The following is a 14,981-nucleotide window of genomic DNA, read 5'->3' on the forward strand; positions in this document are numbered from 1 at the left end:
CAGCATGAACCGCAATCTTTACCACCTTGCCCTGGCCGCGTTGTTCACCGGGACTGTTTGGTCACTGCGCCAGCAGGGCCAGAAAAGACGCCAAGCGGCCTTGCGCTCCAGAGCCAAGCCCGAAGCGGTGCAGACCTGGGAACATGAAGGCGGGGCTTTGCCCCGCACTGGAAGTCAGATGGGCCCGGACCCCTCACTGCCGTGATTGAAGGGCAGTGCCGACCACGAAGTGGCGGCATTCCGATCCTCACCACCGCGCCGCCAATGCCTGTCCTTCACGATGGCGGCGATGAACTGCTCGGCCACATGTTCCAAAGCCAGTCCGTGTAGGTCGGTCACGATGCCATTGCCGGTGTGTTCATCAGCGCGGGATGGCACCGGAACACCAACTTCCCTCAGCAACTCAACCCCGTGTCCGGTGGCGGCGACCGACTTGCCCTGCTCGTACGCTTCTCGCATGAAGTGACGCGCGTCCGGGTCTTCTTGCAAGATGGCGATGCTGCCTATCCCGCCAGGGACATACACCGCATCGAACATCACCGAGGGCATGTCGAGCCAATGGTGATCAACCGGCACCTGCCGACCTGACTCACCCCAAAGGGGCCCAGCGCGGTTGGACACCACATTGACCTGGGCCCCGCCGCTTTCCAAAACACGGCGCACTGCATCAAGCTGGACCTCATTCAAACCATCGCTCGCCAGCACCGCCACTCGGCGCGATGCCAACACAGGCGATGGTGGTTCTGCTGCCATCGAGTCGGCCTGCAGCATGCCGAAGGCCGCGAGGGACGAGTCCATTGCAGCATCGATGAATGGTGGGTTTCTCATGAGGTCCTCATCGCCTGATCAGTTGAAGAGGAAATAAAGGATGACCAGCACGATCGTGGGAACACCCAACAACCAACCTAAAAAATACTTTCCCATTTTGTTTCTCCAGAGTTGCAGATGCCTGTATTCAGCAAAGCGCGTGCCTTCATCTCAGGCATGCCGATTGCCGTTGCGATGCATGATGAACAAACATGGCAAGACAGGGACGCTGCTGGTGTTGGGAATCCTGACCACGGCCATCGCCACCGTGGCCGTGTGCGAATACCAAGGCTGGCCCTTCCTGAGAGGCCCCCTGGAGCGCACCCTCAGTCAGAAGCTGCAGAGGCGCATCGTGTTGGGCGACCAATTCTCCCTTCACCTGCTGGGTGCCATTCGTCTGAGCACCAACGCCTTGACAATTGGCTCACCCGGTTCGGCTCCTGACCTCTTGAACGCCGTGAATGCTCGGCTTGACTTGCCCTACTCGACCGTTTTCGGATTGATGGGCGTTGGTCCCCGTGAACCCATCCGCATCACCTCACTTGAGCTCGACCGCATGGATGCCACCTTGAGCCGCGATGTTCAAGGTCAAGCCAACTGGCAATTTGCGCCAAAGTCGGCAAAGCCGACCGATTCGCCAGGCTTGGACCTGCCTCGCTTTGACAAGCTGGTCGTCAAAGCGGGTCGTTTGCAGATGCAGGACGACTTGATGAAATTGAACCTGGATGCCCAGGTCAGCACCACGGAAGGCGATCAGGCCCAAGGCGGCAGCGGCCTGCTGATCAATGGCAAGGGACATTACCTCAAGCGCCCCTTTGACCTTCGCATCAAGTCCAGTGGCGTGCTGCCATTGGCGGCCTCGCCCGACTCCGCCATGGCAGTGCCCATCACGGTGGAGGCCAGTGCCGGGCAGTCAAAGTTTCGCTTCAATGGCCAAGGGGTGGACGTTCTGACCCTGTCTGATCTGGATGGCACCCTGACCTTGTCAGGCCCATCCCTGGCAGCCGTGGGTGATGCCGTGGGGGTGACCTTGCCCACGACCACGCTGTTCTCATTGAAGGGCCGTTTGAGCAAGAAGGGTGATGTGTGGTCGCTCAAGCAAACCAACTTGGATGTGGGCACCAGTCAGTTGGGGGGCTCATTCACCTTTGACCGCCGACCCAAGGTTCCCTTGCTCACTGGCGAGTTGACAGGTTCACGCTTTGTCTTGAGCGACCTGGCCCCGGCCTTTGGCGCACAGGCTCCCGGTGCCAAGAATCCGCCCCCGCCGGGCGGCAGAGTCGTGCCGCAGCGAACGTTTGACATCCCCTCATTGCACGCGATGAACGCCGACCTGAAGGTGCGCTTGAAGCGCGTGGAGCTGGGCTCCTTGTTCGCACGGCCACTGGAACCTCTGGATGGGCAACTGAAGCTGCAATCAGGCGTGCTGACCATCTCGGACTTGCTGGCCAGCACCGCCGATGGGCGAGTCAACGGGCGCGTCAGCCTGGATGGCAATCCCAAGCCCCCCACCTGGAGTGCTGATGTGCATTGGCAAGGCATCCGCCTGGAGCAGTGGCTGAGCCCTCGCAACCAGTTTGTAGGGAAGGAAGAGCTGGACAAAGGCGCACAAAGTCGCTACGTGACCGGCCAGTTGGGAGGCCATGCCAAGCTGCACGGCCAAGGCAACTCGGCCTCTCAGATGCTCGCCACGATGGATGGCGACGCCCAGGCCTGGGTGCAGGATGGCACCGTTTCCCACCTGGTGGTGGAGGCCATTGGCCTGGACGTTGCCCAAGCCCTGGGTGTGGTGGTGATCGGCGATGATCTGATGCCCATGCACTGCGCCGCAGTCCGCGTGAAAGCGCAGCAAGGCGCCTTGAAGCCGGAGGTCGGGGTGATCGACACCAAGGATTCCACCATCCTGGTGTCGGGCTCGCTGTCACTGGTGGATGAAAGCCTGGATCTGGTCATGACCGCCAAGCCCAAGGACTTCAGCCCCCTGACCTTGCGGTCACCCTTGAGGGTGCAAGGCACATTTGCCGATCCCAAGTTCCGGCTGGAAGCCAAGCCCCTGGGCTTGAAGGTCATTTCCGCGGTAGCCTTGGGTTTCATCAACCCCCTGGCCAGCATCATTCCGCTGATCGACTTGGGCGACAAGACCGATGGCGGTTGTCAGCAGGCCCTGGCGAAACTCAAAGGCGACCGGCCCAAGGCCCAGGTGGCCCGTCCATGAAAAAAATTACGCAAGGACCCATGTCGATTACACCCCGTGTCACCCGCTCACTGAGCGTCTCGCTCCTCATGATGATCATGCTCGCCTTGACCGCCTGCAGCGTGGTCAGACTGGCTTACAACCAGGCCGATCACCTGGCTTACTGGCAGCTGAACCGCGCCTTTGACTTCAATGAAGAGCAGTCGGTGCAGGTGAAGGGCGCGATCAGGCAATGGTTCCAATGGCACCGCCGCACCCAATTGCCGGTGTACGTGCCTTTCCTGGCGCGCGCGGAGAAGGAGGCGCTGGCGCCGGTGTCGTCGACCCTGGCCTGCGAACGCCGCACGGAACTGGAGGGCTGGGGCCGCAAGGCCATCGACCAGGCGGTGCCCGCCATGGCCGATCTGGTCCTGTCGCTCAGCCCCGATCAGGTCAGGCACCTTGAAAAGCACCAGGCCAAAACCAACGAAGACTTCCGGGATGACTACCTGGAGGACGACGTCCAGGACCGCCACAAGGCCGCCGCCAAGTTCGTGTTCAAGGTGGCCGAGATTTTTTATGGCCGACTCAACGAATCACAACGCGACCACGTGAAAATCGAGATTGCCGCCCTGCACCTGAACGCGCAAAATGTGTACGAGGAGCGCCAGGTCTACCAGCGTGAGTTCGTTCAACTGATCCGCAAGCTCAGCGCCCAGAAAGCCACCCCGGCACAAGCCCAGGCGGCCCTGCGCGAGTTGTTCCAGCAGTTTTTCGACCCACCACGCGAACCTTTGCGCAGCCAACGCCAGCAGTGGATCGCGGCGGGCTGCAAGCTGACGTCAAGCCTGCATCAACAGACTACGCCGGAGCAGAAAGAAAAAGCCGCGCAACGCCTGCGCGACTGGGAGTCGGACCTGCGCATTTTGAACAAGCAACCCGCATGAACACGATGAACTACTTGCAAATCTATGGCGGCACCGCAGGGGTGATGCTGTTGCTGGACATACTTTGGCTGGGCTTCATCGCCAAGCCCTGGTACCAGCAAGGCATCGGGCACCTGATGGCCTCGCAGCCTAACCTGGCCATCGGCGCCTTGTTTTACCTGCTCTTTCCCTTGGGCTTGGTGATTTTTGCCGTGCTGCCCACGGGTGACGATGCAGGCTGGACAAAAGCCGCCTTGATGGGTGCCCTGTTCGGATTCTTTGCCTACGCCACCTACGACATCACCAACCTGGCCACCTTGCGCGACTGGCCCCTCAAACTGTCGATCATGGACGTGGTGTGGGGCAGCCTGGTCAGTGGCTTGGCTGCGGGCGCAGGCAAAGCCGTGCAGATCCACGTCGGACATGTCTGACAAATTCTTAGGCGACAGCCTACGGCCCGGTAGCCACCATGGAGCCACAGTCACAGGCATCTGAATCCGTCAAAAAGGTCTCTTCATGCTCCAAACACGACCGGTCCTCACCCTGGCTTTGACCGCGCTGATGACCTCTTTGAGCGCGGTGGCCTGGGCTGACGCCAAATTGCCAGTGTCGGCCGGCACCGGCCTGAACCCACAGCTGCCGAAGCCCGACAAGTCATTGATCCCCACGGTGAACATCGCCCCCGCCAAAGGGTGGCCCACCGGAGGCAAGCCCTCATCCGCCAGCGGAACCACCGTGGCCCGGTTTGCCGACAAGCTGGACCACCCCCGTTGGCTGTATGTGCTGCCCAATGGCGACGTGCTCGTGGCAGAAACCAACGCCCCCCCCAAGCCGGAAGATGGCAAAGGCCTCAAAGGCTGGGTGATGAAGAAGGTCATGAAGAAGGCAGGCGCTGGCGTGCCCAGCGCCAACCGCATCACCCTGCTGCGCGATGCCAACGCTGATGGCGTGGCCGAGACCAGAACCGTTTTCCTGCAGGGCCTGAATTCGCCTTTTGGCATGGCTCTGATCGGCAACATTTTTTACGTCGCCAACACCGATGCGGTCTGGAAGTACGCCTACAGCCCCGGCCAAAGCCAGATCACCGGATCCGGCACCAAGGTGGTCGACCTGCCCGGCGGGCCCATCAACCACCACTGGACCAAGAACCTGATCGCCAGCAAAGACGGCAGCAAGCTGTACGTGACCGTCGGCTCCAACAGCAACGTGGCCGAGAACGGCATGGACGCTGAAAAGGAGCGCGCCGCCATCCTGGAGGTGGACCTCAAAACCGGCAGCCGACGCGTCTTTGCCTCCGGCCTGCGCAACCCCAATGGTTTGGGCTGGGAACCCGAAAGCGGTGCCTTGTGGACCACTGTCAATGAACGCGATGAGCTGGGCAGCGACCTGGTGCCAGACTACATGACCTCGGTCCGCGATGGTGGGTTTTATGGCTGGCCCTACAGCTACTACGGCCAGCATGTTGATGACCGCGTCAAGCCTGCCAACCCTGGCTTGGTGGCCAAGGCCATCGTGCCCGACTATGCGCTGGGGCCACACACCGCTTCTTTGGGCCTGAGCTTCTCGCAAGGCACCACCTTGCCGCTGCAGTTCTCCAACGGCGTGTTCATCGGCCAGCATGGCTCCTGGAACCGCGAGCCCCGCAGTGGCTACAAGGTGATCTTCGTGCCCTTCAGCAAAGGCAAGCCCACTGGCGAGCAACCTCTGGATGTGCTGACCGACTTCGTCAACAAGGATGGCGATGCCCTGGGCCGTCCCGTGGGCGTGGTCATCGACAAGCAAGGCGCACTGCTGGTGGCCGATGACGTGGGCAATGTGATCTGGCGCGTCACGGCCCTGCCCACATCGCCGCCCCCACCAAAAACCCCCTGAAGGAGTTTTTCATCATGCTCAAACCCACCCTGGTTTCGCCCTTCCCTGTGCGCTACGAGGCGCGGTTTGAACACCTTGAAGATGACGAAGCCGCCACCGAGAAGGGCTTGTTGGAAACCTTGCGAGGCATCTCCGAGAAAACCGCCACCGCCACCGCCGAAGGCCATGGCTTGCGCAGCGTTCATGCCAAAAGCCATGGCCTGCTGCGCGGTGAGTTGAGGGTGCTCACGGGTTTGCCGCCAGTGCTGGCCCAAGGCCTGTTCACCTCACCCATGGCCTACCCCATCGTGATGCGCTTGTCGACCATCCCCGGTGACTTGCTGCACGACCGCGTGTCCACCCCACGGGGCATGGCGATCAAGGTGGTGGGGGTTGAAGGCGAGCGCTTGGCAGGCACCGAAGGCCAGGTCACGCAGGACTTCGTGCTGGTCAACGGCCCACGCTTCGCGGCACCCACTGGCAAGGGCTTCTTGAAAGGCTTGAAGCTGCTGGCCAGCACCACGAACAAAGCGCCCGGCTTGAAGAAAGTGTTCTCCGCCGTGGCCCGTGGGGCTGAAAAGGTCATTGAAAGCGTGGGCGGTGAAAGCACCACCTTGAAAAGCATCGGCGGCCACCCCGAAACCCACATCCTCGGCGAGACGTTTTATTCGCAGGTGCCCATGCTGCTGGGGCCTTACATGGCAAAGTTGTCAGTGGTTCCGGTCTCACCGGGCATGCTGTTGTTGAAGAACGCCCACCTGGATCTTCACGACAAGCCCAACGGCCTGCGCGATGCGGTGCTTGACTTCTTTTCAAGCCACAGCGCGGAGTGGGAGGTGCGCCTGCAGTTGTGCACCGACATCAACTTGATGCCCATTGAAGATGCCTTGGCCGAGTGGCCCGAAGCCGTCAGCGCTTACCTGCCTGTGGCCCGCGTCACAGTGCCTCCACAAACAGCATGGAGCGAAGCGCGCTCGGCGGTGATCGATGACACCTATTCCTTCAGCCCTTGGCATGGCTTGGCCGCACACCGTCCTTTGGGCGCCATCATGCGGCTGCGAAAGTCCGCCTACGAGATGTCCGCACAATTGCGTGCCAGTCAAAATCGCCAGGCCATCCAGGAGCCACGCTCCCTGGACGACCTCCCTGACTGACCTCAGGCCACCACGTGCTTGCGCCGACGGTCAACCGGAGGCACCTTCAGCAACTGGCGGTACTTGGTGACGGTGCGACGTGCCACCTGCAGCCCTTGTCGCGCCAGCTGACGGGCGATCTCCGCATCTGACAAAGGGCTGCTCAGATTCTCGGCATCAATCATGTCCTTGATGACCCCACGGATGGCCGTGGCCGAGCACTCACCGCCACTGGCCGTGGGCATGGCGCGCGAGAAGAAATACTTCAACTCGAACACGCCCACGGGGGTCGCCATGAACTTGTTGTTGGTCACGCGGCAGACGGTCGATTCGTGCAAACCCACCTCCTCGGCGATTTCACGCAAGCCCAGGGGCTTCATGGCCAAAGGGCCAAACTCCAGGAAGTGGTGCTGGCGCTTCAAGATGGCCTGCGACACCATCAGGATGGTCGAAAAGCGCTGCTCCACATTGCGCACCGTCCAGCGAGCTTCTTGCAGATTGGCGGCCAATTCGGCATGGTTGGAATCGCGGTGCTTCTGGAACAACTCAGCGTACATCTGGTTGATGCGCACGCGCGGCACCACGGCAGGGTTCAGCGAAGCCACCCATTCGCCACGCACTTGCTTGACGATGACATCGGGTGTCACGAACTGGGTGTCCGAGGCCGTGCCAAAACGCCAACCAGGCCGGGGATCCAGGTGACGGATGCGCTCACACGCGGCATCGATGTCGGCCGCCTTGCAACTCAGTGTCTTGGCCAGGCCAGCCACGTCCCGCTGGGCCAGCCGACTGAGGTAGTGCGTGGCGATGATGCGGGCCAAATCACGGACCTGCTCGTCTTCGATGGAAGGCACTTGCAACAGCAGGCATTCAGACACGCTGCGCGCACCCACCCCCATCGGGTCCAGGGTTTGAACCTGTTTGAGCGCGGCCTCCATCTCGGCCTCATCGGCAACCGGCGACAGCTCGGTCAAGGCCGATAACTCCATCAAGGGCGTGCGCAGGTAGCCGTCGTCATCCAGGGATTCAATGATCGTGACCACCAGCACCCGCTCACGGTCGCTCAAAGGCCAGGCATTCATCTGGTTGCGCAAGTAAGCGCGCAAGCCCAGGTCATCGGCCACCATGTCGATCATGCTGGTGTCGGAGTCGCCGCCTGAACCTGTGCGAGCCCCCGTGGCCGATTGCCAGCTGTCGCGCTCCCAGGAGGGCTCGGCATCGCTCATGGCCGAAGGGGTCTCGGCATCCATGGCTTCAGAGGCGGCCTCGGCCACCGGCTCGGCCACTGCAGGGGTCTCACTGGCATCGGACGCATCCGGACCGGCGGAGTCTTCCGGCTCCAGAAATGGATTCTTGCCCATCGCATCGCGCACTTCCTGGGCAAAGTCCAACGATGACAGTTGAAGAAGGCGCACCGCTTGCTGCAAGCGAGGGGTCAGAGTCTGATGCTGCCGGTGTTCCTGGCGAATGGCCGGTGAGTTCATGGGGCGTCTCTCTGAGGTGTCATGGGAGTGACTCTCTTTGCAACACCCGTGCCGGATTGATTGCCCTGGGAAAACTGCATTCAGATCGCCTTGATGGGCCTGCAAATTTCAAAAAACATGTGCGGTTTACCGCAACAACTGCCGATGGGCAGGGTTTTTGCTCTAACGCCTAGGTTTGGCCTGGCCGCCTGTCGGTTTTCCCTCCTTGAGGGTGCGGTTATAAACCTCGTCAGTCACGGGAGAACGGTCCGTGTCCACCAGCCCGCGTTCAATGTCCGCGTGGGCTTGCTTCATCTCAGGCCTGGGCTCGCTGGTCTGGCTGTCCGCAGACTCGTCATGCTCGTGCGGCAAACGGGGCGAAGACTTGCCCTTGACTCGGGGCAAGGTGTCACCTTGCGGGGGGGAGTTTTTTTCAGTGGGATTCATGCTCTTCAGCGGGCAATCCACGTGCCGATCTCGCCAACGGGTAATGCTCGTCCACCACGGCTCCCAACGCGCCACCGAGCAGCAGGATCTGCGCGGAGTAATACACCCACAGCATCACCACCACAAAAGAGCCTGCAGCCCCATAACTTGACGCCACACTGGCGTGGACCAGGTAGAGCCCGATCAGGTGCTTGCCCACAGAAAACATCACCGCGCTGCTGATCGCTCCCACCCACACGGCAAGGCGGCTGGGCTTTCTTTCAGGGAGCCAACGCAGCAGCGCGGCAAAGGCCATCACCAGCACGCACGTGGACACCGCCACGTCCACCAGCCCCATCAGTTCCGCCATGGTGGGGTAGCGGGTGGCCATGTAGGTGCTCAAGGCGGCCAGCACAGCGCTGAGCAGCAGGGAGACGATCGCCAGAAAACCAAACCCCAGGACCAGCGCAAACCCGATCAGGCGTGCGCGAACAAAGGTCGACAAGGCCGAGGACGGTGCGGGCACCACCCGCGCAATGGCATTGAGGGCGCGCCGCAACTCCGCAAACACCCCCGTGGCACCCACCAGCAAGGTGGCCACACCCAGTAGGCTGGCCCACAGGCCATTGGGGTGGCGCCAGGCTGACTCGATCATGGCTTCGATGCTTTTGGCGGCCGCCTGGCCCACCAGCCCTTCAATCTCGCCGACGATCTGCCCCCGGGCTGCGTCCTCACCAAACACTGCGCCCGCAATGGCGATGGCCACGACCAGCAAAGGCGCCACGGCGAACATCGTGTAAAAGGCGATGGCCGCCCCCAACTGAGGGCCCCGGTCATCCGACCAACGGATCACCGCTTTGACCAGGATCTGCAAGGGTTGCCGCAACATCGGCGGCATCAAACTCCAGAGTCGATCAAACCAGCTTGTCATGCCGTCAATAACGGTAACGCAGGCCCACCGTGGCCGTGTCCACGTTGTCACGGCCGGTCACGAACTTGAAATCATGCCGATTCAGGTCGGCCGAGGCTGACCATCTCTCGGACACATCCCAGTTCATGCCTACACCGTAAGAAAGCCCGAAGCCCTGTGCCGAACCGGTAGGGACTGCCGGATTGGTGGCCAAGTCCATGCGCGTGCGCGCATAGTTGGCGCCCAAACGGCCCGTCAGGCTCAAGCTTGAACCCAAAGGCAGCTCGCCCAACACGTTCACATTGATGCCTCTCACGCGGACAGCATTGCCCACATGCTCTAGGTTGCTCATGCGCATGTAAGCCAGCTCGAACCCCCAGCGCTGACTGAATTCTCCACCGCCGTACAAGGTGATGGCCCTGCCGCTGCGGCGACAAACCATGCCCTCGATGCAAGGCAAGCGGGCCGATCCAATGCTCAAGCCCACATGGTGCTTCTTCTGGCGTGGCGACCAAGCTCGAGCATTGGGACCCGATGCTTCGCTGCCGTATTCAAGGTTGCTGGCAAACGGCCCCTCCAGGGCAGGCGGTTCCCCAGGTGCATCCGCTGCATGGCTGAATTGCGAACAAACGCACAACATGAGCATCCACCACGTTCGTGGTAAGGCTGGTCGTTGCGGAAAGTTCATCGCGGCTCCTGGCATAAAAAAAGCGCGCTGCGCGGTGTGATCAAACAGTGATCAGCAACCGGCGTGCCGTGCATGGCGCGCCTTGACTGCGATGTGCATGCGGCACGCTGCTTGCCTGCCATCGTAGGCATCAGTGCACCTCTCCAATCGCTGGAAATGCGGCTGATTCATTGCTTCACCACCGCGTTGAAACGCATCAACCAAGGAAGACACCATGACGAACGACCAAATTGTTGACACACTCAACGACCTCATCGAAACCTCCAAGGATGGCGAGCAAGGATTCAATGCTTGCGCCAAGCACGTCACCAGCAGCGAGCTGAAAAGCCTGTTCATCCAACGTGCGGTCGAATGCCAACGCGCGGCAGCCGAGTTGCAGCCCTTTGTGTTGCAGTACGGCGGAAAGCCCGAGCAAAGCGGCAGCGTCGCCGGGGCCCTTCACCGCGGTTGGGTGGCTGTGCGCGACTCCCTGACCGGCTACAGCGATGAGGCCGTGCTGGAAGAGTGCGAGCGTGGCGAGGACACTGCCCTGGCTCGCTACCGCAAAGCCCTGAAGGAAGACGCCCTTCCCTCTGCATTGCGCGCGGTCATTGAGCGCCAGCTCATTGGCGTTCAACGCAATCACGACCAAGTTAAGTTGCTGCGCGATCAACACAAGGCCACCCTGTAGAAGCTTCTGCAGGCTTTACCCGCACTGAGGAGAAACCATGAAAACCAAACGTCAAATCTTGGGGCTGGCAGGCATCGCGGTGTCTGCCACCCTGGCCTTGAGCGCGTGCAACCGGCAGGATGATGTCAGCGCCAGAACAGCGAACTCCGCCGATACGCCACTGCAGGACAGCGCCATGGTGGCGGCCAATGATTCAGCCGCTTCTGCGTCACCCACGTATCCCACTGGCGACGCCAGTCTCACGCGGGACCCCGGCAGCACCATGAACAGCGAGCCGACATCGGCAGGCGTTCCCACCAACGCATCGCCCACCGCGGCTGCCACGGTGTTGAACGCGGAAGAGAAGAAGTTCCTGGCAGACGCGGCCCTTGGTGGCCAATATGAATTGGCCTTGGCGCAGTTGGCCACCGCGAATGCGTCGGATTCCTCGGTGAAGTCTTACGCCGCCATGCTGGTGAGCGACCACACCATGGCCAACCAGAAGTTGCAACTGCTGGCCCAGCGGCGCAATGTGGTGCTGCCCACCACCTTGCCCACGGACAAGCAGCAAGTGATTGACCGACTGACCAAGTTGACCGGTCCGGAGTTTGATCGGCAGTTCATCCAAATCGTGGGTTTGCATGACCACAAGACGGACATCGGCCTGTTTGAAAAAGCCAGCCGTGAAGCCAAGGACAACGAGGTTCGCGAGTTCGCCTCGTCCACCTTGCCCACCTTGCGGGCTCACCTCAGTGCGGCGCAGAACCTGTCTGCCAGCTTGAAAGGTGGCGCAGGCGCTTGAGGGGATGATGGCGTGGGCAGCCAGTCCTGTCAGGGCTGCTCATCGCCCCAGCCTTGAGGCCGGTTCCCCTGAGGCGCTTCTCGCTCCTGCGCAAACAACTCTTCCAGCTGCTGACGCCCCTGCTTGGCCATGGCCACCAAGGCCTTCTGATCCTTGTGGTGCGGCCAGAACTGGTCGAGCTGCTGCACGGAATGGCGGCGAAAACGCATGGCCATCTGCCTCGCATGGTGGGGATGCCAACCCATCAGCTCCAACACACTGCGCCCGCTCATCAGGGCCGAGTCCAGCGTCTCCCGCTCAATGAGTGTCACGCCTCGGTCCCGCAGCGCGTACCAGTGCTGAACATTGCGTGCCCGCGCCACGATGGCCAAGTGCGGAAAATGGGCTTTGGCCAGGTCCACCAGTTTCAAGCTCTGATCGACATCGTCAACCGCCACGACCAGCACCTTGGCGGCTGCCGCGCCTGCTACGCGCATCAGGTCGAGCCGGGTGGCGTCGCCGTAATGCACCCTGAAACCAAAGCCGCGCAAGGCCTCGACCTGTTCGGCATCGTGGTCCAGCACGGTGGCTTTCAGGCCATTGGCGTACATCAGCCGGGCCACGACCTGCCCGTAGCGACCAAAGCCGGCGATGATGACCGGCGCTTCCTGGCGCTGCGTCAGCGATGCATCTGGCGAAGGCGCTGCCAGCCTGGCAAAACGGGGCAGCACCCATCGGTCGATGGCAACCAGCAGCACAGGGGTGATGAGCATTGAGAGGGCCACGGTGCCAATCAGCAGTGATGACACCTCGGCGGAAAACACCTGAGCCCCCGCGGCCTGTTGGAACACCACGAACGCGAACTCGCCCCCTTGGGCCAGCAACAGCGTGAACACCGGCCGCTCGCCCACGGGCACTTGGACCAGCTTGGCCAAGCTCCACAGCACCACGCCCTTGATGGCCAGGAAGCCGAACAGAATGCCCACCACCAACCAAAGGTGCTGCGACAAGGCGCCAAAATCGATCGTCATCCCAACGGCCATGAAAAACAAGCCCAGCAGCAAACCCTTGAATGGCTCCACATCGGTTTCCAGCTCGCGCTTGTACTCGCTTTCGGCCAGCAACACCCCCCCGAGGAAAGCGCCCAACGCCATCGACAAGCCCACGGCTTGCATCAAGGCAGCGATGCCCACCACCAGCGCCAGCGAGGCGGCGGTGAAAATCTCTTGCGACTGGCTGCGCGCGATCCAGCGCAGGGCGTGGCGCAACAACAAACGCCCCACCACCACGATGCCCACGATGACGGTCAAAGCGCGCAAGGCCTCCAGCCCGGGGTTGCCCGCCGCCTCAGCCTTGGCGCCCAGCAGAGGGATCAAGGCCAGGATGGGGATGGCCGCCACGTCCTGGAACAACAAGATGGCGAAGCCTGCCTGTCCGGCCGAGGTGGGCAGCATGTTTCGCTCGTTCATCACCTGCAAGGCCACGGCGGTGGACGACAGGGCCAAACCAAGGCCCGCCACCACGGCGATCTGCCAGGAGACCCCAAAGGCCATCGCACCCGCCGTCAACGCCAGCGCGCAACCCACGAGCTGCAAACTGCCCCAGCCGAAGATGGGGCGGCGCAAGGCCCACAGGCGAGGCGGCTCCAGTTCCAGGCCAATCAGGAACAGCATCAGCACCACGCCAAATTCGGCAAAGTGCAGGATGGATTCGGTGTCGGCCACTAACTTCAGCCCGAAAGGGCCAATGGCAATGCCCGCCGCCAGGTAGCCGATGATTGAGCCGAGCCCGAGCTTCTTGGCCAAGGGCACCGCGATGATCGCGGCCGACAGGTAGACCAGGGTGCTGAGCAACCAGTTGCTGTGTTCCATGCTCAGGCGTCCTCGATCCGGCGATCGCGGACAGGCACTTCGCACAAGGGACACGCGTCCAGATCGGCCATCTCCGGCCATTGCGGGTAAGTGCTCAAGCGGTCTAGGTACACCTGGACGTGCGCCTCAAACTCCTGACGCGACACGGCGTGGGCGCCATGCAAAACCAGCGGCGGCAAGAAGCGCAGGCCACACAAGGCAGCCGTTTGCTCATAGGGCGGCAAGAAGGCGTCGAAAAAATAGCGGTTGTAGCCTTGGGGGCTGTAGGCCTCGGGCGTGCCCCCGGTGGTGGTCACCAGCCACAGGTCCTTGCCGCGCAATGCGTTACCGCCATGGCCGTAAGCCCAGCCCAGTGTCAGCACATCGTCCAGCCACAATTTCATCAGCGGCGGCATGCTGTACCAATGAATAGGGTGCTGCCACACGATCAAGTCGGCCTGCTCGGCCAGGGCTTGCTCTGCGGGCACGTCAATCACATGATCGGGGTACAGCGCGTACAGATCGCGCACAGTGACATTCGCCAGCGACTGCCCCGCGTGCATCAAGGCGCGGTTAACCCGCGAATGACGCAAATCAGGGTGCGCGGCGAGGACTAGGATGGAGGGAGCAGCCAACATTGGGGACCACAAAATGACGCAGGTGCGCCTTTGTACCCCAACAGGCCGCGCGGCCTGAAGGCCGACTTACTCTCCCAGCCAGTCCTTCAGTTCGTCGGCATGCTCTTGCTCATCGCTGAGGATGTCTTCCAACAGGCGGCGGGTGGTGGAATCCTTGTCGCCAATCAGGTCGATCATCTGGCTGTAGGTTTCGATGGCCACGCGTTCTGCCACCAGGTTCGCGCGAATCATGGCGGTCAAATCGAGCGATTCGTCGTACTCGGCATGACTGCGCTTGGTCAAGCTGTCGGGCGAGAAATCGGGTTCGCCCCCCAGTTGCGAGATGCGGGTGGCGAGGCGGTCGGCATGGGCCGCCTCCTCATTGGCGTGCACCAGGAACTCCTCGGCGATCTTGGGCGAGGAGCGGCCCTCGGCGGTGAAGTGGTGGCGCTTGTAGCGCAGCACGCACACCAATTCCGTGGCAAGCGCATCGTTCAACAGCTTGATGATGTCCTCACGCCAGGGCGCATCGTGAGGGGTCACCGCGCCTTTGTCCAAGCCAGATTTGGCGGCGTTGATCGCGGACTCATCCAGCACCAGTCGGTTGCCTGGGGCTTTTGATGTCGTGGGGGCGTCGGTGCTCATGGGGATGTCCTCGTCTGCTGGGGTGATGCCATGACTTCAATTTACGTTCGGCCACGGTCAGT

The 14,981-nt window shown here is 61.7% G+C and carries 16 protein-coding genes; 8 read left to right on the forward strand and 8 right to left on the reverse strand.

Going from position 1 to position 14,981, the window contains the following annotated elements:
* Positions 1-4 precede the first annotated feature (4 nt).
* A complete protein-coding gene (locus PSV38_RS03475; RefSeq protein ID WP_300544891.1) occupies positions 5-205 on the forward strand; it encodes a hypothetical protein in 201 nt (66 codons plus the stop codon).
* Here PSV38_RS03475 and PSV38_RS03480 read toward each other — a convergent pair.
* Positions 175-828 carry a DJ-1/PfpI family protein gene (locus tag PSV38_RS03480; protein ID WP_300544893.1) on the reverse strand — a complete coding sequence of 218 codons (654 nt, stop codon included), beginning with the start codon at positions 826-828 and terminating at the stop codon, positions 175-177. The two genes, PSV38_RS03475 and PSV38_RS03480, sit on opposite strands and share 31 nt — an antisense overlap.
* A gap of 178 nt (positions 829-1,006) precedes the next feature.
* Between PSV38_RS03480 and PSV38_RS03485 the strand changes: the two genes are divergently transcribed.
* From PSV38_RS03485 to PSV38_RS03505, 5 genes are all read left to right on the forward strand, one after another.
* Positions 1,007-3,022, forward strand: coding sequence for an AsmA family protein (locus tag PSV38_RS03485; protein ID WP_300544895.1), 2,016 nt, complete (start codon positions 1,007-1,009; stop codon positions 3,020-3,022).
* 20 nt (positions 3,023-3,042) lie between these two features.
* A complete protein-coding gene (locus tag PSV38_RS03490) occupies positions 3,043-3,927 on the forward strand; it encodes a DUF6279 family lipoprotein (RefSeq protein WP_300544897.1) in 885 nt (294 codons plus the stop codon).
* Positions 3,924-4,337, forward strand: a complete 414-nt coding sequence (locus PSV38_RS03495; protein ID WP_300544899.1) for a DUF2177 family protein — start codon at positions 3,924-3,926, stop codon at positions 4,335-4,337. The genes PSV38_RS03490 and PSV38_RS03495 overlap by 4 nt, the downstream gene beginning before the upstream one ends.
* A 130-nt stretch (positions 4,338-4,467) precedes the next feature.
* A complete protein-coding gene (locus PSV38_RS03500; protein WP_300545545.1) occupies positions 4,468-5,778 on the forward strand; it encodes a sorbosone dehydrogenase family protein in 1,311 nt (436 codons plus the stop codon).
* A gap of 14 nt (positions 5,779-5,792) precedes the next feature.
* On the forward strand, positions 5,793-6,911 hold the full coding sequence (locus PSV38_RS03505; protein WP_300544901.1) for a catalase family protein: 1,119 nt from the start codon (positions 5,793-5,795) through the stop codon (positions 6,909-6,911).
* 2 nt (positions 6,912-6,913) lie between these two features.
* Here the strand turns inward: PSV38_RS03505 and PSV38_RS03510 are convergent, their stop codons facing one another.
* From PSV38_RS03510 to PSV38_RS03525, 4 genes are all read right to left on the reverse strand, one after another.
* The gene (locus tag PSV38_RS03510; protein ID WP_300544903.1) at positions 6,914-8,374 is read right to left on the reverse strand and encodes an RNA polymerase factor sigma-54; all 1,461 of its coding nucleotides are present in this window, start codon (positions 8,372-8,374) and stop codon (positions 6,914-6,916) included.
* 162 nt (positions 8,375-8,536) lie between these two features.
* Positions 8,537-8,758, reverse strand: coding sequence for a hypothetical protein (locus tag PSV38_RS03515; RefSeq protein WP_300544905.1), 222 nt, complete (start codon positions 8,756-8,758; stop codon positions 8,537-8,539).
* Positions 8,759-8,786: 28 nt separating this feature from the next.
* A complete protein-coding gene (locus PSV38_RS03520; RefSeq protein ID WP_300544907.1) occupies positions 8,787-9,677 on the reverse strand; it encodes a YihY/virulence factor BrkB family protein in 891 nt (296 codons plus the stop codon).
* A 37-nt stretch (positions 9,678-9,714) separates the two neighbouring features.
* On the reverse strand, positions 9,715-10,170 hold the full coding sequence (locus PSV38_RS03525) for a porin family protein (protein ID WP_300544909.1): 456 nt from the start codon (positions 10,168-10,170) through the stop codon (positions 9,715-9,717).
* A 421-nt stretch (positions 10,171-10,591) separates the two neighbouring features.
* Here PSV38_RS03525 and PSV38_RS03530 point away from each other — a divergent pair, with 421 nt between their 5' ends.
* Entirely contained in the window at positions 10,592-11,047 is a 456-nt protein-coding gene (locus PSV38_RS03530) for a PA2169 family four-helix-bundle protein (protein WP_300544911.1), read from the forward strand.
* 37 nt (positions 11,048-11,084) lie between these two features.
* Entirely contained in the window at positions 11,085-11,828 is a 744-nt protein-coding gene (locus tag PSV38_RS03535) for a DUF4142 domain-containing protein (protein WP_300544913.1), read from the forward strand.
* Positions 11,829-11,857: 29 nt separating this feature from the next.
* Here the strand turns inward: PSV38_RS03535 and kefC are convergent, their stop codons facing one another.
* The 3 genes from kefC to PSV38_RS03550 form a co-directional block, all read right to left on the reverse strand.
* Positions 11,858-13,678: a glutathione-regulated potassium-efflux system protein KefC gene (gene kefC, locus PSV38_RS03540; RefSeq protein WP_300544915.1), complete on the reverse strand. Its 1,821-nt coding sequence runs from the start codon at positions 13,676-13,678 to the stop codon at positions 11,858-11,860.
* A 2-nt stretch (positions 13,679-13,680) separates the two neighbouring features.
* Entirely contained in the window at positions 13,681-14,295 is a 615-nt protein-coding gene (locus PSV38_RS03545; protein ID WP_300544917.1) for an NAD(P)H-dependent oxidoreductase, read from the reverse strand.
* Positions 14,296-14,361: 66 nt separating this feature from the next.
* The gene (locus PSV38_RS03550) at positions 14,362-14,919 is read right to left on the reverse strand and encodes a ferritin-like domain-containing protein (RefSeq protein WP_300544919.1); all 558 of its coding nucleotides are present in this window, start codon (positions 14,917-14,919) and stop codon (positions 14,362-14,364) included.
* Positions 14,920-14,981 lie beyond the last annotated feature (62 nt).

Origin of the sequence: Aquabacterium sp. (assembly GCF_029946005.1) — a bacterium.
In the GTDB taxonomy this organism is placed as follows: Bacteria; Pseudomonadota; Gammaproteobacteria; order Burkholderiales; family Burkholderiaceae_C; genus Aquabacterium.